The sequence below is a fragment of the Ruania zhangjianzhongii genome (assembly GCF_008000995.1).
Lineage (GTDB): Bacteria > Actinomycetota > Actinomycetes > Actinomycetales > Beutenbergiaceae > Ruania > Ruania zhangjianzhongii.
The window spans coordinates 3790942-3812374 of sequence record NZ_CP042828.1 but is presented as its reverse complement, the minus strand read 5'-3'; the positions used below and the strand labels follow the sequence as shown (position 1 = coordinate 3812374).

The window sequence follows — 21433 nt, the reverse complement described above, 5'->3', positions numbered from 1 at the left end:
GGGTAGCGCAGTTGTGGAGAACTCGCCCGGGAAGGCATTGTCGAGGCGGCTCTGTGGATAACTCTCTCGCCGTGCGCGGAGGTCACGCACGCTGGGCCGATGGAGATCGAACCCGTCACCCCGGAAGAACCGCTGCGCACCGACGCCGACTTGCTGCGTTGGGCCCGCTTCATCAACCACGGCGTCCATCCCCGGATGCGCACGCTGTGGGTGCTGCTGCTCGATGAGGAGGATGTGCCGCTGCCGGAGATCATCCCGATCGAGGAGATACCCGACCTGCCTGACGCCGAGGGCACCACCCGGATCGCCGAAGCGCTTGGCTCCCTGCTGTCCGGATCCGCGCCCCAGGGGTGCGTGGTGATGCTGCTGGAGCGACCCGGACCTTCGCGGCGCACCCAAGCCGATCACGCCTGGCACACGATGCTGCGGTTGGCGATGTCTGAGGCAGACGTGCGAGTGCGCGCGGTGTTCCTCGCCGCCGAGGGAGCCGTGCTTCCGTTCGCGCTCGACGACGCCGCGTGAGGTGGCTGCGTTGGACGACGCCGCGTGAGGTGGCTGCGTTGGACGATGCCGCGTGAGGTGGTCGCGTTGGACGACGCCGCGTGAGGTGGCAGCGGGGGTGACGCCGGGTAAGCCCGCCGCTCAGACCGCGTCGATCAGGCTCGCATCGTTGTTGCGCACCGACCCCACCCGCGAGGACACCTCGTACCAGCTCAGCGCCGGACCCTCTCGGGTCAGCACTGCCAGCGCCTCATCCGCACCGCTGATCTCGGGCGTGAGCCAGGCACGGGCCCCTGCCTCGGCGAGCACCACCGGCTCCCGGTCGTGGATCTGCTCCAGACCGCCGTGGGCGTCGGTAGTGACGATGGTCGTGGACAGCACCCAGCGGTCCGGGTCGCCCTTGTCCTTAGTCGGGTCCGGCCACCAGGCATAGAGGCCGGCGAAGGCGATCGGGGCGCCGTCGGTGCGGTGGATGTAGAACGGGGTGCGCTTGGGCTTGGACTGCCCGGGCGCCTCCTCCTTCAGCCACTCGTAATAGCCGTCGGCCACCACCAGGCAGCGCCGCTTCGCCAAGGAGGGCGAGAACGAGCGCTTCGTGGCCAGCGAGTCCGAGCGGGCGTTGAACATCCGTGAACCCACGCTCAGATCCTTCGCCCAGCCGGGCACCAGCCCCCAGCGCGCCAGGTGCAACTCCCGCCGTACCGGCGCGGAGGCCTGAGCAGAACTGTTGCCCGCCTCGCCGGCGGCACCGTATTCCTCGGCAGGCGTGCTGGCACGCCCGCTCTGCGAGCTGTGTTCCTGGGCAGGTGAGCCGCCTTGGCCAGGTGAGGCTGCGCCGTCGCCGGTGGCCTTGGGGGTGCGCTCGATGACCACCCGGACCCCATCGGTAGGCGCGACGTTATAGCTAGCCGGTGCCTCGCGTGCGGCCGCGCTGATCTCCTCGACGTCGAACGCGTCGGCCAAGTCCTGCGCCTCCCGAAATGAGGCGTACCGTCCGCACATACCTCTACTCTGCCACCGCCCGGTGACACTCAGCCCAGCGGCTCCAGCGTCCAGCCCAGATAGGGGGCGGCGACCACACCGAGCAGGTACCAGGTGCCGGTCATCAGCGCGGCCAGCAGCAGCGGCAGCATCGGCCGGTTGCTCCGCCAGTGCACCCCGAGGGTGAACTGCAGCAGCCACAGCGCACCGAGCCCGATCCGCGCAGTCAGCGGCGCGGTGAGCGCGATGGAGACGAAGAACGGCACCTGCGCGATCATCAGCAGCAGGCCGCTGGCCGCGCAGAGGAGCCCGAGAAGTCCGCGCACCCGGGAACTCTGGGAGGGGGAGTCCTGCCGGGGGAGCCGGGGGAGCGAAGTGCCGACGCTTGCCATACCTGACCCTAGGCAATCCGGCTCGGGTCTGCAGGCCGAACGGGGATCGACGTCTTAGGCTCGTGCCGTGCCGACAGTGCAGCTCACCGACCCGCAGACCGTGACCGAGGCCGAGCTGACTACTTTGTACGACGCGGTCGGCTGGTCCGCGTATACCCGCGAGCCGGCGATGCTGCTGGCCGCAGTGCGTGGCTCGCACCGGGTGGCGCTCGCACGTGCGGAGGGCGTGCTGGTCGGGCTGGCCCGCACCATCTCCGACGCCGTCACGATCGTCTACCTGCAGGATGTGCTGGTGCATCCACACTGGCAGCGCCGCGGGCTCGGCCGGCGCCTGGTGCAGGAGGTGCTCGCCGCGGACCCACACGTGCGTCAGCGGGTGCTGCTCACCGACGCCGATCCGGCCCAGCGCGCCTTCTACACAGCGTTGGGGTTCACCGAGACTCATGACCACGATCCGGAGCTGCGCGCCTTCGTGCAGCTCACTGTGTGAAGATTGGCCCGCGGTCTGTGGAAGGAGCCGGAGTGTCTTCGTGTTGTGCGCCGATGCGCGATGAAGGGGCGAAGAAGCAGCCGACGGCGGAGGGGCCGGTCTCCGTTGATCTCGCGCTGGGTAGCGCCTCGGGGGAGCGGCACGGCATCGAGCAGGCGGTGGTTCCGGCGCAGACCTTCCAGATGGGCGATGCGGACGGTGTGGGCTACCCAGCGGACGGGGAGACGCCGGTGCACCCGGTGCGCCTGGAGGAGTTCAGCATCGACGCCACCAGCGTCACCAACGCCGATTTTGCCCGCTTCGTGGCCGCGACCGGGTACCGCACCGAAGCGGAGTCGTTCGGATTCTCCGCAGTGTTCCACCTGGCACTCGCCGCTCCGAAGGAGGCTGTGATGGGCCCGGCCACCGGAACACCGTGGTGGTACGGCGTCCAGGGCGCCGACTGGGCACACCCGGGCGGCCCGGACTCCTCGATCGAGGGCGTCGAGGACCACCCGGTGGTGCACGTGTCCTGGAACGACGCCGCGGCCTACTGCGCGTGGGCCGGGCGCGCGCTGCCCACCGAGGCGCAGTGGGAGGCAGCCAGCCGAGGCGGCATCGACGGCGTCCGGTACCCCTGGGGAGGGGAGTTTCCGGGCAAGGGCGGAAAGTGGCGTGCGAACATCTGGCAGGGCGACTTCCCACGCTCGAATACGACCGAGGACGGGTTCCTCACCACCGCGCCGGTGCGCACCTTCTCCCCGAATGCCTACGGCCTGTGGCAGACCGTGGGCAACGTGTGGGAGTGGTGCGCGGACTGGTTCAACGCCCGCTACTACGCCCGCTCACCCGAGCATGAGCCGGCCGGGGCCAAGATCGGCACCGCCCGGGTGATGCGTGGCGGTTCCTACCTGTGCCACGACTCCTACTGCAACAGGTACCGCAACGCCGCCCGCTCCTCGAACACCCCGGACTCCTCGATGGGGAACGCCGGGTTCCGGACGGTCGCGGCGCGGGGCTGAGGCCGGCGCGAACATCGGCCGGCCGGCGGTCATCGCGGCGCGGGCCGACCCAAGGGCTGGCTCGGCCCCCTCGCACGGTCTGCGCCGCGGGCCTCGGTCAGGCTCAGCTGAACCACTCGGTCGGCGGACCGAGGGAGAGCAGCACCGAGAACACCACCGCGACCACGATCACGGCGGTGACCGCTGCGAGTACCGGATGCTTCAGCGCGAGCGCCGCGACCCGTTCGACCGGCGTGGTCGGCTCCTCGGAGCGCAGCCGCCAGGTCGCACCGAGCATGCCGCGCCGGGCCGCCGACCGCTCGAACGGCAGCGTGAGGAACGGGATGATCGCGGAGCCGAGCCCGAGGGCGAGCGAGGAGAACTTCCACCGCTGGTCGACGGCGACCAGGACGGTCACGACCACATAGGACAGGAAGACGAACCCGTGGATGCTGCCGCCGATGCGTACGAAGCCGTCCCAGCCATCCAGCACGTACTTCACGAACATGCCACTGAGCAGCAGCGCCCAGGTGATCATCTCGGCGAGGGCGAGCACGCCGTACAGGCGTGCGGGGCGGGCAGCGATCGTCGACATGGCACCTTCCGGGCGGGGGACTGTCTCGGGACATCGTCGCATCCCCGCGGCGGGGCCAGGGCGAACCTCAGGCCGATGTCTCCCAGTGAGTGGCGCTCGCCAGCTCGGTGACAGTCTGGTGGTCCTTCGGCAGCAGCGAGCCGACCATCACCTTGCTCAACCCGGGCAGCTTCATCGCCCGGAAGCCCCAGCGGCGCAGCAGCAGGGTGAGCCGCGAGGTAGGCAGGAACCATTCGACCACCCGGTCCCGGGCGGAGTCCTGCACCTCGGTGGCGACGGGGCGCCAGCGCCGGTCGTACTCGGCCAACGCCTCGGGCACGGTGGCGTGTGCGGCGAGCATCTCGGCCAGCACGTAGGCACCGGCGATACCCAGCGACGCGCCCTGCCCGGCTACCAAGGACACGGCGTACGCCGCATCTCCGACCAAGGCGACGTGCCCGGTGTGCCAGCGGGGTGCGAGGATCTGAGCGACCTGGTCGTAGTAGATCTGCGCCGGTGGCGGGCAGTGCCGCAGTGCTCGGTCGACCATGTCGCCCATCCCGGCGAACTGGGACCGCAGCTCGGCCCGCGGGTCCTCCGGCCGGGTGGGGTCTGCCGTCCGGTGCACGGTGAACACCGCCACCTGGCCCTCGCTCAGACCGTAGAAGCCCATCTGCCGGTCGAGGGTTTCGGTGAGGACGAACCGGCCGTGTACGTGGTCGAACAGTTCAGGGTCGTGGAAGATGAAGGCGCCGGTGTGCATGCCGAGATAGCGCAGGTAATCCCGCTCGGGGCCGAGGATCTGCGCGCGGACCCGGGAGTGCACCCCGTCCGCGCCGACCACGAGATCCGCTGTCACCGGAGTGCCGTCGGTGAGCACGGCGGTCGCGGAATCGGCCTGATCGGTGACCTCGTCGATGCTGAGGCCGTAGCGGACGTCGACGCGTTCGCTCAGCGACTCCTGGAGCAGGTGTTCGAGCGTGGGTCGCATGATGCTCACGATCTCGCCGTCGAGGGCGGTCACGAACCGGTCGTAGTCGAGGCTCACGGTGGCGCGGCCGCCCCGGTCGATGTAACGGAACTCGCCCACAGAGGTGGCGGCAGCGAGGAGCTGCTCCCGCAGCCCCATCGCGGTGATTGCCTCGAAGCCGGGGCCGGAGAAGTCGACCATGTACCCCTCCTCGCGCGGTCCCGGCGTGCGCTCGAGGACGATCACGTCCCAGCCGTGGGCGTCGAGTCGGTTCGCCAGGGCCAGACCGGCGATCCCGGCCCCGCAGATCAGTGCTTTCATCGGTTGCCTCCTGTGGTCTCGGGTTGGATCAGTTGGCGCAGCAGCGGTGCGACCTGGGTGTGGCTGAGGTCCGGGTCCAGTCCCTTCTGCAGGAACAGACCGTCCAGTGCTGCCAGGAGCAGGGCGGCGGCGGCCTCCGGGTGGGGATGCCCGGCGGCGCTGAGTGCCTCGGAGACGGCCGTGCGCCAGCCCAGCATCAGCTCGGCCATCTGGGTGTGCAGTTCCGGGTCGCGGGTGGCGGCGAGGTAGGCCTCGATCACCAGCAGGGACGACGGGTCGGCGCCGGTGTAGTCATCGAGCTGGGACAGCATGGCCTCCAGGCTCCCGGCGAGGTCGCCGGATTCTCCGACCGCTGCGTTCACCTCCTCGAGGACGTGGCGCATCTGGGCCAGCGCCGCCTGGCGCAGCAGCGCCTGCAACGAGTCGAAGTGATAGTGCACCAGGCCGGGCCCCACTCCGGCGCGCTCGGCCAGGTTCCGGGTGCTCACGGCGTTCCAGCCGATCTCGCCGATCAGGTCCGCTGCTGCGGTCAGCAGTCTGGTGCGGACAGCGTGGCCACGGGCGACGGCGGAGAGGTCCCCTCGGTCTTGTGCGTTCGACTTGGGCATGTGCCCAACTGTAGGGTTCGTGATGGAATACGGCAAGAGGAAGCGAGCAGTGAGTATGCGGATCGGGATCATCGGCGCCGGGATCGGCGGGCTGGTGGCCGCCGCCGCTCTGCAGCGGGACGGGCACGAGGCCACCGTGCTGGAGCGGCAGGAGCAACCGGGCGCGGTGGGTGCCGGCATCTCCCTGTTCGGCAACTCCATCGCCGCCATGGAAGCGGTGGGTCTGGGTGAGGTGCTGGCAGCGCCCGCGACCCTGGAGACGGTGACCACGACCGGGCAACGGTCCCCGTCCGGACGCTGGGTGGTGCTGAGTCCTCCCGGGTCGGTGGACACCCTCCGGGTGCTGCACCGCGCCGACCTGCACGAGGCGCTGTTCGGGCAGCTGCGCGAGGGGACGCTCCGGTCGGGTGCTACGGCCACCGTCGCCGCCGACGGGTCACCCACACTCACCGCCTCCGGCGGCGCGCAGACCTACGACCTGGTAGTCGCGGCGGACGGCATCCGCAGCGCTGCTCGCCACGCCCTGGGCCTGGACACCGGGCTGCGCTACGCCGGCTACACCGCCTGGCGAGGCGTGACGACCGAGCCGGCCGAGGTCGGCGGGGGCGCGGGGGAGACGTGGGGTCGGGGCAGGCGGTTTGGCATCGTGCCGCTACCGGACGGCCGGGTCTACTGGTTCGCCACCGACGCCCTGCCGGCCGGCACGAGCTTCCCCGATGAGCGCCAGGCCGTGTTGGACCGGTTCGCGTCCTGGCACCACCCGATCGGCGACCTGGTCGAAGCCACCGACCCTGACGCTGTGCTCCGGCACGACATCCACGACCTCGCCCGGCCGCTGCACTCGTTCGTCCGCGGCCGCACCGTGCTGCTCGGCGATGCCGCGCATGCGATGACCCCGGACCTCGGCCAGGGTGCCGGTCAGGCCATCGAGGATGCCGTCACCCTCACCCTGCTGCTCCGGGGCCGGGAGCTGCCGGCGGCCCTGCAGCGCTACGACACCGTCCGCCGCAGGCGCAGCCAGCAGATCGCGCGGAGTTCCCGCGCCGCCGGCCGCGTTGCCCAGCTGCGCTCACCGCTCGGGGCGGTGGCGCGGGACGTGCTGACCGGCATCACCCCGAAGCGACTGGCCGCCGCGGTCGCTGGTCGAATGCAGCGGTGGTCGCCGCCGGCGTGACCAGCGCGCTGTGCTCGGTCTGGGCGAGAAAGCCGCGGATCGTGTCCCGGCTCTTCGCCAGGCAGTCGATGCGGCCCTCGATCTCGGTCAGCTCGCTGGCGAGCTGCTCGGCAAGGAGCCGGCTGCACTTGGCCACTCCAGCGCTCGGGGTGGTCTCCAGATCGAGGATGGCCCGGACCAGTCGGGTCGGGATCCCGGAGCGGACCATGGCCGCCACTCGCTGTGCCCGCGCTACATCCTCCTCGGCGTACTCGCGGTAGCCGTTCTCGGCACGTGCGGCCTGGATCAGCCCCTGCTGCTCGTAATAGCGCAACAGCCGGGGCGCCACATCCGAGCGTCGCGCCAGCTCACCGATCCTCATCTGACTCACCACCGTGACATTGACATCAATGTCACACTCTAGCCGTCGAGCCACGGCGGCTACGCGCGGTGGCCCGGAGCCGGTCAGACGCGCAGCTCAGCCTCGAACGACGCGCCAGCTGCATGGGCGAACTCGGCCTCGATCGCGATCTGGTGCCCGCCGGTGACCGCGAGCCGTTCGTGTGCTGCGGTCACGCGGCGGAAGGGCCGGCCGAGGTCCAGCTCGATGCTCGCGTGCTCGAGCGACTTCGACGGTGAGGAGACCGCGACTGCGGCGGTGTTGCCAGTACCGGAGGCCAGGACCGCGCAGGGTCCGGACGCTCGCACGTTACCCTCCGTGGCTGCCGCGAAGAGGTGGGCGAACAGGAACCACCGGCCCCTCTGGCGCACCCGGACGATGTGCGCCACGTCGTCCTGACGGAGCACCTCGAGATCGAGGGTCCGCACCGCTGCCCGGGTCTGTTGCGGGCTTCGGCCGGGCAGGATGACGTATCCGTACTGGCCTCCGCTGGTGCCGGCCGGGTGCTGGACCGCCAGGGTGGCGTAGCTGCGGGTGACCTCATCGGGGCTGCCGCCGGTGTCGGCGCCGGAGTTGATCTCCTGCCACGACCCGCTGCGATTGGCGACCTCGGCACGGACCTGCTGTTCACCGAGGAAGACGTAGCCGGCCACATCCTCCAGATGCGCCCAGCCGGGCGTGCGGCGGTAGTTCGTCGTCGTGATGGTCCTGCCGCCGACGGTCAGCGCCCCGGAGCGGCCGCGGGGGAAAGACCGATTCTCCACGATGGTCTCGGCGTCATCCCCGTCGGCAGAGACGCCGGAACCAAGGGCGATCACCATGTCGTCGAGGAGGAACCAGGACTTCTTCGCCGTGACCGTGCCCAGGCTGTTGGTCAGGTCCATCCCGGCGGTGCCCCACCTCGCGCTCAGCCCGACGCCGCCGGCCCAGCGGTTCGCCGCGCGGGGGATGCCAGTTCCGGCACCGGACTCGCCACTCTCCCGCGGGGTGAGGGACGCTGTGGTGCCTGGCAGGCGGTACGGGTCGATGGTGGGCCAGTAGTCGTCGGCGAACTGACCCTGGTCGTGCTCCAGGTGCAGGTAGGCGGCACCATCGCCCTGGTGCCAGCCGAGATTGTTCTCGTTGTTGCCCCACTCGTACCGCCCGATCCTGGCCGAGGACGTGGCGACCGTGTAGGCCCATCCCTCGCCGCGGTGCACCATGCGTTCCTGGCTGCCGAACTGCCGATGGCCGGTGCCTTCGGGCGCCGCCGGCACGTTCGGGTCAGCCAGCAGGGGCAGTGCGCGGGACAGGTCGCTCAGGTCGGCCGCCGCGCTGTAGTCCGCACTGCACCGGGTCAGCCACCCCTTCGCCAGCGACCGGTAGGTCGAGCGGTACGGCTCGTCGATCTGTGTGGCCAGCAGCATGACGGCGTTGGCCGCGGACCAGGCGTCGTCGTAGTCCCGTTCGTGCTCGCGCGAGACGGCGCGGCCGCGCACCGTCTCCATCATCCGGCCGCTCCAGATGAACGGCGAGAACGACTTCTCCGGAGCGTCGAGGATCACCGAGACGTTCGGGTCGGTGACCGCCCAGGGGCTGCCCGACAGCAGCATCAGCGACCGGGCCACACCGATCAGCGCCACATTGCCGTAGGTCCCCACATAGGGCAGGTAGCCGTGGTCGATGTAGGAACCGTCCGGGTAGAAGCCGTTGCCCGAGGAGACGTACTGGAACAGGCTCCGGGCACCGTCACCCTCGACGTCGCTGAGCGCGTCGCGCGCCAACGTGATGTCATCCTCATTGTGGGCGACCACACCGCGCAAGATGCAGGCCAAGACCTTGTCGGCCCGGTTGCCGCCGGTCTCGCGCAACGACGTGCCGGTGCGCAGGTTGGGGTCGGGAGCCTGCCGCCGGATCCGGTCGGTGGCCGCGATCCGGTCCTCCTCGGTCAGCACCGGGGCCAACAAGATCGACAGGTAGCCCAGATCCCTGGGGATCCCGATCTCCCAGAACCACCAGTTACCGCCGCGCCAGTTCTCCAGGTTGTACCAGGAGGTGTACATGTGCCGGTACCAGCGGATCAGGACCTCCTGCACCTCGGCCGCATCATGCTGGTCCGTGCCCGCAGTGCACCAGGCCGTCGCGATGACGAGCATCCGCTGGTAGGTGAGGTCCATGTTGGCGGCGTCGTTGCTGACCATCGGCAGGTCGGCCCAGATGCTGGCGTCAGCTGACGGGTTGTGGTCCGCAGTCGCCAGGTGCTCGGCGGCATCGTCGGACAGGCTGGCCACCTGGGGTGCGATCTGCGGGTGGTCGAGGTCGAGGTCGGGGCCGCCGGTCAGGTAGTGCGCCCACCGCACCCGCAGATCCTCGAACGCATCGGCGGCGTGCGCCGGCGACGCTCCCGGACCGAACACCGGGATCGCCGCTGCCAGCGGCAGTGCCGAGCCAAGAAGGAGCAGGCTGCGTCGGGACAGATTCGTCTGCACGCCGTCGTGAGAATCCATAGCAAGACCTTCCGCGGTGAGGGTTCGAGATTCCGCTATCCATCCATTGGCCGGCCAGGTCTGTCAAAACAGACCGTTCAAACGATCACCTCTGCCGAGCGCGTCACTGGGCCGAGCAGGTCGCCAATGGTCTGCCCTTCTGTGGCTGGCGTACCGTGAACCCGATCTGATCGGTTGACCGGTTCCACCACGGCGGCGCCGATGGTCGCGGATTCAGGAGAGGTCGACGTGCGAGCTGCCGAACGCCGGATGTATATCGAGCGGGAGCTGGCCATCACCGGCCAGGTCAGCGTCTCGTCGTTGGCAGCGGCGCTGGCGGTGTCTCCGGTGAGTATCCGGCGGGACCTCAACGTCCTGGTCGCCCAGGGCGTCGCACGCCGAGCGTATGGCCGCGCGATCGCCGTCGGTCGGCCGGGTCCCACCGCAGGCCAGGGGGAATCAACCGGAGGCCCGGAACCTCTCCCAAGCCCGAGGGAACGCCGCCCGGCGCGGCGCTCGCAGGCCGGCGCCATCGGGCTGATCATCCCGTCCACTCGCTACTACTACCTGCGTGTCCTGGACGGGATGAAAGAGGCGGCCGCGGCCGCGCGGGTGCCGATCGCGTTCGCGAACTCGGGTTACAGCGTGGCACAGGAGCAGGAACAGATCCGCCGGATCATCAGGCGGGGCGTCAGCGCGCTGGTCGTGACCCCCGCCCAGACGCCCGAACGCGATCCGAGCACCTACCGGCTGCTGCAGGAGCAGGCGGTGCCGGTGGTGCTGATGGAACGAGACGGCGGGGACGAGTTCACCGACCTCGACTCGGTCCGGTCGGACCATGCCCTGGGCGCTCGCCTCGCGTTCCAGCGGCTCGCCGACCTGGGCCACCGGGCGGTGGCGCTGGTGTGCGCCGAGTCCACGGCAACGGCCGGCTGGCTGCAGGCCGGATTCGACACGAAGCGCCCACTGTTCGACACTGGGCGCAGCGAACACCTGACGATCGCCTCCGCCCCGGAGTACGAGCCGGCGATGCAGACTCGCATGGACGAGATCCTCGACCGGTTCGCCAGCCGCGGGATCACCGGTGCTCTGGTGCACTCCGACGTCGCCGCCGGGGTGCTGGCGCAACGCGCACGCGAGCGAGGGGTGACGATCCCCGCCCAGCTGGATCTGATCGCCTACGACGATGAGATCGCCGCCCTCGCTGACCCGCCGCTGGATGCGATCGCACCACCCAAGCGAGAGGTCGGCCGGCTCGCCCTCCGGCTCGCCGTGGAGCGCTCACTCGAGCCCGCGACCGAGCGCTCGTCGCAGAAGGTGACGGTGGCTCCGCAGCTGGTGCTCCGCGCCGGACGGCGCGACCCCGGTAGCCGGTGAGCCACACCACCTTGACATTGACACCAATGTCAAACTCTACCGTCGGTCAGATGACGGAACAGCTACGCCGCCGCCGCGACGACCACGACACCCGATCCTCCGCCGTCGCCGGCAAGAGAAGTCCGGACCGACTGCCCTGGCCGGCTCTGATCACCATGACCGTGGCGATCTTCGTGGTGGTCAGTGGCGAGATGATGCCCACCGCGGTGCTGCCGCAGCTGGCGGCCGGGCTGGACGTGTCCCTAGCCCGCGCGGGGCTGCTGGTCTCCGCCTGGGCGCTGACCGTGGTGGTGGCCAGCTTCCCCCTCGTTCGAGTCACCGCCCGCGTGCCGCGGCCGACGGTCATTGCCGGGGCACTACTGGTCGCCGCGTTCGCCACTGTGGTCACCGCGACCACCAGCGACTACCCCGTGGCGATGGCCTCGCGGCTGGTGGCCGCAGCGGCCACCGGTCTGCTCTGGTCGACCATCAACGCACACACCGCATCGATCGTGCCGGCCGTACAGATCGGACGCGCGACGGCGGTGGTGCTGTTCGGTGGCACCCTCGGCACCGTAGCGGCCATCCCCGCCGGGAACGCGATCGCACAGTGGGTCGGCTGGCGGGCGCCGTTCCTGGCGCTCGCGGCGCTCACCCTGCTGGCGGCCGCCGCCATTCTCCTGGTCCTGCGGCGCTATCCGGTCCGGCACGAGGACCAGCCGGTCGAGGCCGAGGCCGAGGTGGGCGCCAGGCAACGGCTGCGCGGGCTCGGCCCGATCCTGGTCACGACCGCCTTCGGTGGCAGCCTGCTGATCGGACACTTCGCGGCGTTCACCTTCGTCGCCGAACTGTTCCAGCCCAGCGCCGTGCCCACACCGCTGCTCCTGCTGCTGCTGTTCGGGCTGGTGGGCGTCGGCGGTGTGGTGGGCGTCGGAGCCACGAGCGATCGCTACCCGGCGGCCGTTCCCATCGTGCTTGCCGGGATGCTGGCGCTCAGCCTGGCCGGGCTGATGCTGATCGGCGGCAGCGCGATCACGGATGTGGCCGTCGTGCTCGTCTGGGGACTGACCGTCGGTGGCCTGGGGCCGGCGATCCAGACACGGGTGATGCGCCAAGCCGGTACGCGGCACCGCACCACCGCCGGAACGCTGATACCGGTGGCGATGAACCTGGGCATCGCCGCGGGTTCTGCGCTCGGCAGCGGTGTGCTGGAGCGGGCCTCGCTCGAGACGCTCGCGCCAGTGGCCCTGGTACCGACCCTGGTGGCGTTGCTGGGCTTCGCCGTTCTCGGCGGTGCCGGCCGGCAGGCAATCGACCGGATCGGCAGACTTATCCACAATCGGGCCACGCGCCGGCCCAAGATTCGCTAGGTTGGACCGCATTCACCGCGCCGGGGCGGATGGGGCGGGCAATCTGGGACGTTGATGATGGCCGAAGGGGTAGCGCTCCTCGAGGGCGAGGTGCGCGAGCTGATCCGCCGTCGCGGGCTCGACCCGGGCCGTGACCACGGCGACGTGCAGACCCTGATCCGGGACGCCGTCGCCGACTACGACGACCGCTCCCTGCAGGGCCTGGTGCCCCGCCTCGATGACCTGGACGCGGCCGTGAAGTCGGTGCGCGACGCGATCGTCGGACTGGGCGCCCTGCAGCAGCACCTGGACGACCCCGAGGTCGAGGAGGTGTGGATCAACGCCCCAGGGAAAGTATTTGTCGCGCGACACGGTCGGCCCGAGCTGACCACCACGATGCTCACCGAAGAACAGGTGCACGAGCTCGTCGAGCGGATGCTGCGCACCTCGGGTCGCCGCCTCGATCTGAGCACCCCCTTTGTGGACGCCACGCTGCCCACCGGGGAGCGGCTGCATGTGGTGATCCCGGACGTCACCCGCCGGCACTGGGCGGTGAACATCCGCAAGTTCCTGGTCCGTTCGCGCAGTCTCGCCGACCTGGTGGCCCTGGGGTCGCTGACCGAGGCCGCTGCCGCATTCCTGCACGCGGCGTTCGCCAGCGGGCTGAACATTTTGGTCTCCGGAGCCACCCAGAGCGGCAAGACCACCATGGTCAACTCGCTCGCGGGCTCGATACCCGCGCATCAGCATGTGGTCACCTGCGAGGAGGTTTTCGAGCTCCAGCTGCACTGCCGCGACTGGGTGGCGATGCAGTGCCGGCAACCGAATCTGGAGGGTACCGGCGAGATTCCCCTGCGCCGCCTGGTGAAAGAAGCGTTGAGGATGCGGCCGGACCGGCTGATCATCGGGGAGGTGCGCGAGGCCGAGGCGCTGGACATGTTGATTGCCCTGAACGCGGGCATCCCTGGCGCGTGCACGGTCCATGCCAACTCCGCGCGCGACGCCGTCGTGAAGATGACGACGCTGCCCCTGCTCGCAGGTGAGAACGTCTCCGCCCAGTTCGTGGTCCCCACGGTGGCTGCCGCCTTCGACCTGGTGGTGCACCTGGACCTGCACGCCGACGGGCACCGGCAGGTCGCCGAGATCGTCGCGCTCTCCGGACGCGTGGAAGCTGGCGTCGTTGAGCTGTCGCCGCTGTACTCGCGCACCGGCGGGGACCTTGTCCGCACCGGCGGCTTCCCGCCGCACCCGGAACGGTTCGAGCGGGCGGGGTTCGAGCTCCAGGACCTCCTGGCCAAGGGCTGAAGCGTGGGCACCATCGTCGGACTCCTCCTCGGCGCCGGTCTGGTGTGCCTCTGGTGGTCCTGGTGGCCGCTCACACCGAGACGCGACCGGGGCGAGCGCAGGCAGAGCAAGCTGACCGATCTGCTCGTCCAGGCCGGGATGCCCACGATCACGCCGACGGCGGTGCTCACCACCTCGGTGGCGGTCGCCGTGGTGGTGGGGGTGGTGGTGCTCGGCCTGACCGGGTCACCGACGATCGCTGCGGCTTTCGGTCTGCTCTCCCTGTTGGCACCGCAGACCTACATCCGCGTCCGGGCTCGGCGTCGACGGGTGGCGCTACGTGAGCTGTGGCCGGACGCCGTCGACGATCTCGCTTCGGCGATCCGCGCAGGAATGTCGCTGCCCGAGGCCGTCGGCAGCCTGGCCGAGCGCGGACCCGAGCAGCTCCGGCCGGCGTTTGCGGAGTTCGCTGAGGACTACCGTGCCACCGGGCGGTTCATCGATGCGCTCGAGCGGCTGAAAGTTCGGCTTGCCGACCCGGTGGCTGACCGCCTCATCGAGTCGCTGCGACTCACTCGCGAGGTCGGCGGCACCGATCTGGGCCGGTTGCTGCGCACGCTCTCCCAGTTCCTGCGCCAGGACCTGCGTGCTCGCGGTGAGCTCGAGGCTCGGCAGTCCTGGACGGTGAACGGGGCACGGTTGGCGGCTGCCGCGCCATGGCTGATCCTGGCGATGCTGAGCACCCGGCCGCAGACCGTGGAGGCGTTCAACTCAGCGGTGGGAGCCTTGGTGCTGCTCATCGGCGGTGTCGCCTCGGTCGGTGCCTACCTGGTGATGGTGCGCCTGGGTCGGCTGCCCGAGGACGAACGGGTGCTGCGCTGATGGCGAGCAGCGCGGCACTGGCCGGCGCCGGGCTCGGGCTGGCGTTCGGTCTCGGTCTGGTCCTTGTCCTCTGGCGGCTGAGTGCCCGCCGGGTGCGGCTCATCGACCGGGTCTCGCCTTACCTGCGTGACCGGCCGTCGACGTCGCGCCTGTTGCGGAGCCGACCGGCACATACTCCGTTCCCCACCCTGGAACGCATGCTGCAACCGGTGCTCGGGGATCTGGTGCGAGCCTTCGATCGGATCGGTAGTCCCGCTACTGGTGTGCAGCGCCGGCTGACCCGGGCGGGCTCGGCCATGACCGTCGAGCATTTTCGGGTGGAGCAGGTGATCTGGGCTGCGCTCGGTCTGGCCGGTGGCCTGGCGCTCGCGCTGGTACTGGGCACCACCAGGGACGCTCCGTTTCCTGCGCTGGTGATTCTGGTGGTGCTGGCCGGCGTGGCCGGTGCAGTGGCCCGGGAACAGTATCTGGGCCATCAAGCCAATGCGCGGGAGAAGCGGATGATCGCCGAGTTCCCGACCGTCGCCGAGCTCTTGGCCTTGGCCGTGGCGGCGGGGGAGTCCCCAGTCGCTGCGCTGGAGCGTGTGGTCCGGACGACGCGGGGCGACCTCTCCGCCGAGCTGGAGCTCACCTTGGCCGATGTCCGGTCCGGTCGGACGCTCACCCAGGCGCTGGACCGGATGGCTGCCCGCACGGACTTGTCCAGTGTGGCGCGGTTCACCGACGGCGTGGCCACCGCCGTCGATCGTGGCACTCCGCTGGCGGATGTGCTTCGTGCGCAAGCGCAGGATGCGCGTGAAGTGGGGCACCGGGCGTTGATGGAGGAGGGCGGTCGGCGGGAGATTTTCATGATGATACCGGTCGTTTTCATCATCCTGCCGATCTCGATCCTGTTCGCGATCTTCCCAGGGTTGGTGGTGCTGCGGATCGGATGAGCAGAGCGTGCGGCGCGCAGCTGCGCCGTGGCGTGAGTCGAACGACGAGAGCTGGACGGTCACCGTTCGGCCGGGCAGAGAGGGAGTATGACGATGAGAGCGAGTCGATTGCAGATGCGCCGCTGGTGGGCGGGCGCCGTCGGCCGGTTACGTGCCGAGCCGGACCGTGGCGACGTGCCCGGGTGGGTGATGGTCACCTTGATGACGGCGGGGCTGGTGGTGTTGATCTGGGCGCTCGCCGGCGATGCGCTCAGCCAGGTGTTCCAGACCGCGATGGACCGTGTCCTCGGCGCCTGAAGGTCCTGACCAGGAGCGGCGGCCGGATGGCCGGGGGAACGGGCCGGCTGACCAGGACCGCGGATCAGCGCTGGTGGACTTCCTGCTCGTCTCGGTGCTGGTGACCGTGCTGGTGCTCGGTGTGGTGCAACTGGCGCTCACCCTGCACGTGCGCACCAGCCTCATCGACAGCGCCGCCGAGGGGGCCCGGTACGCCGCGCTGGACGGCAACTCCCTGGCCGATGGTGCCGCCCGCACCCGCTGGCTGATCGACTCCTCCCTGCCCGCTGACTACGCCCAACAGGTGGAGACCGGGCGCGCCGACTACCGCGACGTCCAGGTGGTGGAGGTGCACATCGCCGCCCCGGTGCCGGTGCTCGGACTGCTCGGGCCCGCCGGGATGATCGACGTGACCGGCCGGGCAGTGGACGAACGCCGATGAGCCGGAGTGAGGCACTGCAGCGGGCATCGAAGGCGGACCGGTGAAAGCGATCCTCTGGCTACGCCGCCGCCTGGCCCGGCTCCGCGACCACGAGAGCGGCAGCGCAGTGGTGGAGTTCCTCGGCGTCGCCCTCGTGCTGCTGATCCCCACGGTGTACCTGATCATCACCCTCGGCCGAGTCCAGGCCGCCACGTTCGCAGCCGACGGCGCCGCCCGCGATGCTGGCCGGCTGATCGCCCAGGCGGAGAGCTTCGACCAGGGCCTTGCCGATGCCGCGGTCGCAGTCGAGCTTGCGTTCGCGGATCAGGGGATGGACGTCGACGGCCCCAGCGCGCTCGAGGTGACCTGCCAGGAGGACCCGTGCCTGAGCCCGGGGGCGTACCTGCACCTGGAAGTGGCCACCGACGTACCCCTCCCGCTGACCCCGCCGTTCCTCGATGACGCGCTCAGCGATACGGTGCGGGTCGAGGCCGAGGCGATGACCGCCGTCGACGACTTCCGGGAGACGCAATGATCGCCTGGTGGCGTGCCCGGTGGGCGCGAGTGAACGCCGGCCGCGAGGACGGGCAGATCCTGCTGCTCTCCCTGGTGTTCGGCGTGATCACCTTGGCCCTGGTGCTGGTGGTCGCATCCATCTCCTCGATCTACCTGGAGCGTAAGGAGCTGCTCGCCCTGGCCGACGCGCTCGCCGCCGACGCTGCCGATGCGGTGGACGCCGAGACCTACTACACCGACCCCGGTGTGGCCCACCTGCCGCTCACCGACGCCTCCGTGCACGCCGCGGTGCAGGACTACCTGGCGGCGGCGCCCGCCTCGGTGGCCGGTGAGTTCGAGGACTTCGCCGTGGCGGCACCGACGGGCACCCCGGACGGGCAGGTGGCCGAGGTGACCTTGTCCGCGCGGGTGCGCCCGCCGGTGCTGCCCTGGGTGCTGATGCCCTGGGCGGACGGGTTCGAGATCGAGGTCACCGCCCGCGGGCTGGCGCAGTGAACGCGGGAGGGGGCGCAGTGAACCCGCGGGCTGGCGCAGTGAACGCAGCGGCGCAGTGAACCCGCGGGGTGGTGCAGTGACTCAGCCGGCAGTGACCCCGGTGCCGCCGGTGACCTCGACGCCGGCCGTGGGCAGCAGCTTCACCGCGCCGTCCACCAGCCGCTCCAGCGACCCCTGCGCGAACGGTCCGGGCATCCCGTAGTAGCGGTGCGCATCGCACACCTCGTACCCGCCGAAAGGGTACTCGCTGGCGCTGGGCAGGTATCCCGGGCAGCCGTCGGTGTAGCCGAGCACGAACACTGCCGCAGCGCCGGCCACCTGCTCTCGCAGGTCCAGACCGGCCTGGCAGAACGGTTCCCCCGGCATAGTGATGATCACCGCCGGACCCCAGCGGAGCACGTTCACCCGCGCCTGCCAGGTCGCCGGACCTGCCGGGTCGGTCCGGGCGGCCCACTCGTGCCAGTTCTCGTACAGCGGGGTGTTCCGCGAGCCGGTGGCCGCCTGGGCGGCCCAGTGCTCCCTCTCGCGGTCTAGCTCGGCCGCGCTGGGCACGTCCAGAGCCAGCTCGACGGCGGAGCTTGCGGAGGTCACCTCGCCGTCACCGCTGTGCTGCTCTGAACTACTGTGCTGCTCGGAAGTACCGTGCTGCCCGGAAGCACTGTGCACCTCGGGTCTACTGCGCAGCTCGGCCTCGCGGGCGGCAGTGGCGATCCGCATCCCCACCTGCTCACAGCGGGCGAAGGTCCGGTCGTCGGCTTCGCCCTGTGCGGTGACCTCGGCAGAGTGGCCGGTGTTCTGGTCCCCGGCACAGGCGGTGGCGAACAGCACCGTGCCGCCGATCTGCTCCTCCAGGGCGCGGCGCGTCGGGCCGGGGTAGTCGGCGGTGAGCAGGAGGTTGTCCGCGCTCAGCACCACCGGATGGCAGGCGTAGGAGATCAGGGTCGCCAGCACGCTGCCGTCGGCGCGGGCGAGCTGGAGGACCGGCAGCGCCGGGTCCATCGGACCGTCCGGGCGGCGCCGGTTGTTCGCCACCCCCGGGTCGGCGCCGTAACCGGCTCGCACGGTGACCTCCTGCTGCGCGGCGCTGGCCTCGGCGACGGCGTCCCGGCAGGCGTGGACCACCGTCTCCAGCCAGGCCTGGACCAGGCCTTCGCCCAGCCGGTCGGGCATGCTCACCGGACCGCCGTGGGTGTGCGTGGCGTGCACCAGGACGTGCTCGGCCCAGGGCCGGCAGGCGGCCCGCACCTGGGCGCAGGTGTCCTCGTGCAGGCCCACGACGTCCACGGTCACCAAAGCGGTGTGCTCGACCACGAGCGCGCGGACCGTCAGCGGATCGTGCACCCCCGACGACGGTGCCGTGCGCACCCCGTAACCGGACATCGGCGACCCGCTCGCCGGCGTGACGTCCCGGACCGCGACCCCCGCTCGCACTGTTGTACCCCCCACCGGATCAGCCATGGCTCGCAGCGTGTACCTTGCGCAGGCCGGCGGCGATATCGGCCACATCGCCGGAGGTGTACTGCTCGTTCCACGCGATCACGAGCAGCCGGCCGTTGATCAGCGACTCCGTCACCGGGCACAGCCCGGGGGCATACTCCTGTCTCGCCTGCGCCAGCGGGTATCCCGACGTGCCATAGGTCTGCGCCTCGGTGAGCACAGGGGTCAGGTACAGCGGCCGGGTGATGTAGCCCCCGGTGGCCGGTATCCCTTCGGCGACCAGCGCCTCGGCGTACCGGAACGCGTCCCCGCCTGCGGTGTGTTCGTCCACGAACACCGGGAACTGCCAGTAGCTGTGCCCGCGGCTCGGCGCCGGCTCGAGCCCGGGCAGCTCGGACAGCACGGCCGTCAGCTCCTCGGCTCGCTCCCGCCGGCGCTGCACCACACCGGCCAACCGGGTGAGCTGGATCCGGGCGATCGCGGACTGGAGCTCGGTCATCCGGTAGTTCAGTCCGAGGAACAAATGGGTGCGCTCCCCGGTGTCTCGCGGCCAGGCCTTGTCCGCGAACAGCCTCGCCCGGCGGGCCAGCTGGTCATCGTCGGTGATGGTCAGCCCGCCGTCTCCGGCAGTGATGTGCTTGGACTGCTGCAGGGAGAAGCAGCCGATGTGCCCGACCGTGCCGGCCAGGGCACCGTCCGGGTCCGTCCTGGTCAGATACGCCTGCGCCGAGTCCTCGATCAGGGTGATGCCATGAGCATCGGCCAGCTCACGCAGCTCGGTCACCGGCGCCGGGCAGCCGAACAGGTGCACGGCGATGATCGCGCAGGTGCGGTCGGAGATCAGCGCCCGCACGGACTCCACGTCCAGGTTGCCGGTGTTCGCGTCCACGTCAGCGAACACCGGGATCGCGTTCTGCGCCAGGATCGGCATGATGGTGCCGGCATCGGAGATCCCGGTGGTGATGATCTCCGCACCGGGCTCCGGGTTGACCGCGGCCACGGCGAGATGGATCGCCGCGGTACCGGAGGTGGAGGCCACGGCGTGGCCCACGCCGTAGTAGTCGGCGAACTCACGCTCCAGTTCCCGGGTCTGCTCACCCACGGTCAGGTTCAGGCGCCCACTGCGCACGACGGCGGCAGCAGCTTGCGCTTCTTCCTCACCTAAGGTGCGTCCCGAGGCGTCGCCCACCTGCGGGAACGGTGTGCTGCGGATCGGGGTTCCGCCGTCGAGGGCCAGCTGGTCGGACATAGCAGGGTTCTCGCCTTTCCGGATGCGGTCGTTCCGCACACGCTATCGACTATCCATAATTTTGTCGCTACTGTGAAGCCTATAAAGGCATGACCGTAACTCGAAGGAGATTGTCCATGTCGGAGCTCGCCGTCCATGGAGGCACGCCTGCACTGCAGGGCCTCGGCGACTTTCCCACCTGGCCGCAACCGGACGCCGACGAGGAGAAAGCACTCCTCGAGGTCTACCGCTCCGGGAAGTGGGGGAGCACTGCCGGGCCGGTGGTGGCCGAGTTCGAGCAGGAGTTCGCCCACTACCAGGACGCGGCCCACGGCACCGCCCTGGTGAACGGCACCCTGGCGATCGTCGCGGCCCTGCGAGCCTGCGGCGTGGGCCTGGGCGACGAAGTGATCGTGCCGCCGTACACGTTCATCGCGACCGCCTCTGCGGCGCTGTTCCTCGGCGCCGTGCCGGTCTTCGCCGACGTCGACCCGCAGACCCACCTGCTGGACCCGGCGGCCAGTGCCGCGGCGATCACCGAACGCACCCGGGCCATCGTCCCGGTGCACCTGGCCGGCCGCGCTGCCGATATGGACGCCTTCCGCGAGCTGGGCCGCACCCGCGGCATCGCGGTGATCGAGGACTGCGCCCAGGCGATCGGCACCCGCTTCCGCGGCCAGGCCGTCGGATCCCTCGGCGATATGGGCACGTTCAGCTTCCAGAGCAGCAAGAACATCACCGCCGGTGAGGGCGGTCTGGTCACCACCTCCGACCCCGCGCTCGCTGACGCGCTCTACTCGCTGGTGAACGTGGGCCGGGTCCGCGGCGGCGGCTGGTATCAGCACCAGCACGTCGGCTACAACCTGCGCCTGACCGAGTTCCAGGCCGCTGTGCTCCGCCCCCAGCTCCGGCGCCATCCCGCGGACCAGGAGCTGCGGGAGAGCCGCAGCCAGCAGCTGCGCGCCGAGCTCGAGCGGGTCGAGGGCGTCCAGCTCGCGCCGCCGGATCCGAACCTCACCAGCCACGGGCACCACCTGTTCATCTTGCGCCTGGCCGAGCTGGGCCGGCTCGGGCTGCGGGACGCCGCCGTGCAGGCGCTCGCCGCCGAAGGCGTGCACGCTTCGCCCGGCTACGTGCCGCTGCACCGCAACGAGGCAGTGGTCACCGACGCCCGGGAGGTGGCCGCCCGGCTGGGCCAGCCCTACCCGGAGGCACCGTGCCCGCAGGCCGACCTGGTCTCCACCGACACGATCTGGCTCCCGCACCGCTACCTCTCCGGGACCGAGGATCAGACCAGTGCCGTCGCGTCCGCCCTGGCCAAGGTGGCCGGCGCCGCAGCGGAGCTGCAATCCAGCACGGTCCAGGCGGGCGGGTGAGTGCAGTGGTGACACGGCATCCACAGGCGTTGCCAGGACCGCG

General features: G+C 70.4%; 23 protein-coding genes. 14 read left to right on the top strand and 9 right to left on the bottom strand.

From position 1 onward, the window contains the following. The first annotated feature begins 99 nt into the window (after positions 1 to 99). Positions 100 to 522 (top strand): hypothetical protein, encoded by a 423-nt coding sequence (locus FU260_RS17705; RefSeq protein WP_147918241.1) that lies wholly within the window; start codon positions 100 to 102, stop codon positions 520 to 522. 120 nt (positions 523 to 642) lie between these two features. Here FU260_RS17705 and FU260_RS17700 read toward each other — a convergent pair whose 3' ends face one another. Both FU260_RS17700 and FU260_RS17695 read right to left on the bottom strand, forming a co-directional pair. Next, positions 643 to 1503 carry an SOS response-associated peptidase gene (locus FU260_RS17700; RefSeq protein ID WP_147918240.1) on the bottom strand — a complete coding sequence of 287 codons (861 nt, stop codon included), beginning with the start codon at positions 1501 to 1503 and terminating at the stop codon, positions 643 to 645. Between the two features lie 29 nt (positions 1504 to 1532). Next, positions 1533 to 1808, bottom strand: a complete 276-nt coding sequence (locus FU260_RS17695) for a hypothetical protein (RefSeq protein WP_147918239.1) — start codon at positions 1806 to 1808, stop codon at positions 1533 to 1535. 133 nt (positions 1809 to 1941) lie between these two features. Here FU260_RS17695 and FU260_RS17690 point away from each other — a divergent pair, with 133 nt between their 5' ends. Together FU260_RS17690 and FU260_RS17685 are read left to right on the top strand one after the other, a co-directional pair. Further along, a complete protein-coding gene (locus FU260_RS17690; protein WP_235912277.1) occupies positions 1942 to 2364 on the top strand; it encodes a GNAT family N-acetyltransferase in 423 nt (140 codons plus the stop codon). 53 nt (positions 2365 to 2417) lie between these two features. Continuing rightward, the gene (locus FU260_RS17685; protein ID WP_147918238.1) at positions 2418 to 3365 is read left to right on the top strand and encodes a formylglycine-generating enzyme family protein; all 948 of its coding nucleotides are present in this window, start codon (positions 2418 to 2420) and stop codon (positions 3363 to 3365) included. Between the two features lie 103 nt (positions 3366 to 3468). Here FU260_RS17685 and FU260_RS17680 read toward each other — a convergent pair whose 3' ends face one another. The 3 genes from FU260_RS17680 to FU260_RS17670 form a co-directional block, all read right to left on the bottom strand. Beyond that, complete coding sequence (locus FU260_RS17680) at positions 3469 to 3939, bottom strand: DUF3817 domain-containing protein (protein WP_147918237.1); 471 nt, start codon at positions 3937 to 3939, stop codon at positions 3469 to 3471. 67 nt (positions 3940 to 4006) lie between these two features. Continuing rightward, complete coding sequence (locus FU260_RS17675) at positions 4007 to 5209, bottom strand: FAD-dependent monooxygenase (RefSeq protein ID WP_147918236.1); 1203 nt, start codon at positions 5207 to 5209, stop codon at positions 4007 to 4009. After that, a complete protein-coding gene (locus FU260_RS17670) occupies positions 5206 to 5817 on the bottom strand; it encodes a TetR/AcrR family transcriptional regulator (protein WP_147918235.1) in 612 nt (203 codons plus the stop codon). Before FU260_RS17670 ends, FU260_RS17675 begins: the two co-directional genes overlap by 4 nt. A gap of 55 nt (positions 5818 to 5872) precedes the next feature. Between FU260_RS17670 and FU260_RS17665 the strand changes: the two genes are divergently transcribed. Further along, on the top strand, positions 5873 to 6991 hold the full coding sequence (locus FU260_RS17665; RefSeq protein WP_235912312.1) for an FAD-dependent monooxygenase: 1119 nt from the start codon (positions 5873 to 5875) through the stop codon (positions 6989 to 6991). Here the strand turns inward: FU260_RS17665 and FU260_RS17660 are convergent. Next, the gene (locus tag FU260_RS17660; RefSeq protein ID WP_147918233.1) at positions 6927 to 7352 is read right to left on the bottom strand and encodes a MerR family transcriptional regulator; all 426 of its coding nucleotides are present in this window, start codon (positions 7350 to 7352) and stop codon (positions 6927 to 6929) included. The two genes, FU260_RS17665 and FU260_RS17660, sit on opposite strands and share 65 nt — an antisense overlap. An 83-nt stretch (positions 7353 to 7435) precedes the next feature. Beyond that, positions 7436 to 9856: a polysaccharide lyase 8 family protein gene (locus FU260_RS17655; protein ID WP_147918232.1), complete on the bottom strand. Its 2421-nt coding sequence runs from the start codon at positions 9854 to 9856 to the stop codon at positions 7436 to 7438. 228 nt (positions 9857 to 10084) lie between these two features. Here FU260_RS17655 and FU260_RS17650 point away from each other — a divergent pair, with 228 nt between their 5' ends. The 9 genes from FU260_RS17650 (at position 10085) to FU260_RS23665 (ending at position 17349) form a co-directional block, all read left to right on the top strand. After that, positions 10085 to 11212, top strand: a complete 1128-nt coding sequence (locus FU260_RS17650) for a LacI family DNA-binding transcriptional regulator (RefSeq protein WP_168211838.1) — start codon at positions 10085 to 10087, stop codon at positions 11210 to 11212. 50 nt (positions 11213 to 11262) lie between these two features. Beyond that, positions 11263 to 12561: an MFS transporter gene (locus tag FU260_RS17645; RefSeq protein WP_168211837.1), complete on the top strand. Its 1299-nt coding sequence runs from the start codon at positions 11263 to 11265 to the stop codon at positions 12559 to 12561. Positions 12562 to 12618: 57 nt separating this feature from the next. Then, complete coding sequence (locus tag FU260_RS17640) at positions 12619 to 13845, top strand: TadA family conjugal transfer-associated ATPase (RefSeq protein WP_147918229.1); 1227 nt, start codon at positions 12619 to 12621, stop codon at positions 13843 to 13845. A 3-nt stretch (positions 13846 to 13848) separates the two neighbouring features. Then, positions 13849 to 14706 carry a type II secretion system F family protein gene (locus tag FU260_RS17635; protein WP_147918228.1) on the top strand — a complete coding sequence of 286 codons (858 nt, stop codon included), beginning with the start codon at positions 13849 to 13851 and terminating at the stop codon, positions 14704 to 14706. Continuing rightward, positions 14706 to 15641, top strand: coding sequence for a type II secretion system F family protein (locus FU260_RS17630; RefSeq protein ID WP_147918227.1), 936 nt, complete (start codon positions 14706 to 14708; stop codon positions 15639 to 15641). Before FU260_RS17635 ends, FU260_RS17630 begins: the two co-directional genes overlap by 1 nt. 114 nt (positions 15642 to 15755) lie before the next feature. Beyond that, positions 15756 to 15938, top strand: coding sequence for a hypothetical protein (locus FU260_RS17625; protein ID WP_210418336.1), 183 nt, complete (start codon positions 15756 to 15758; stop codon positions 15936 to 15938). 73 nt (positions 15939 to 16011) lie between these two features. Then, positions 16012 to 16359, top strand: coding sequence for a TadE/TadG family type IV pilus assembly protein (locus FU260_RS17620; protein ID WP_235912278.1), 348 nt, complete (start codon positions 16012 to 16014; stop codon positions 16357 to 16359). Positions 16360 to 16399: 40 nt separating this feature from the next. Then, on the top strand, positions 16400 to 16873 hold the full coding sequence (locus FU260_RS17615) for a TadE/TadG family type IV pilus assembly protein (protein ID WP_235912279.1): 474 nt from the start codon (positions 16400 to 16402) through the stop codon (positions 16871 to 16873). Beyond that, a complete protein-coding gene (locus FU260_RS23665) occupies positions 16870 to 17349 on the top strand; it encodes a hypothetical protein (protein WP_168211836.1) in 480 nt (159 codons plus the stop codon). Before FU260_RS17615 ends, FU260_RS23665 begins: the two co-directional genes overlap by 4 nt. Before the next feature lie 81 nt (positions 17350 to 17430). On the opposite strand, the gene FU260_RS17610 is transcribed toward FU260_RS23665, so the two are convergent. Beyond that, positions 17431 to 18807 (bottom strand): neutral/alkaline non-lysosomal ceramidase N-terminal domain-containing protein, encoded by a 1377-nt coding sequence (locus FU260_RS17610; protein WP_168211835.1) that lies wholly within the window; start codon positions 18805 to 18807, stop codon positions 17431 to 17433. Continuing rightward, the gene (locus FU260_RS17605; RefSeq protein ID WP_147918223.1) at positions 18800 to 20035 is read right to left on the bottom strand and encodes a DegT/DnrJ/EryC1/StrS family aminotransferase; all 1236 of its coding nucleotides are present in this window, start codon (positions 20033 to 20035) and stop codon (positions 18800 to 18802) included. Before FU260_RS17605 ends, FU260_RS17610 begins: the two co-directional genes overlap by 8 nt. Positions 20036 to 20151: 116 nt before the next feature. On the opposite strand from FU260_RS17605, the gene FU260_RS17600 reads away from it, so the two are divergent. Continuing rightward, positions 20152 to 21390, top strand: coding sequence for a DegT/DnrJ/EryC1/StrS family aminotransferase (locus FU260_RS17600; protein ID WP_147918222.1), 1239 nt, complete (start codon positions 20152 to 20154; stop codon positions 21388 to 21390). Positions 21391 to 21433 lie beyond the last annotated feature (43 nt).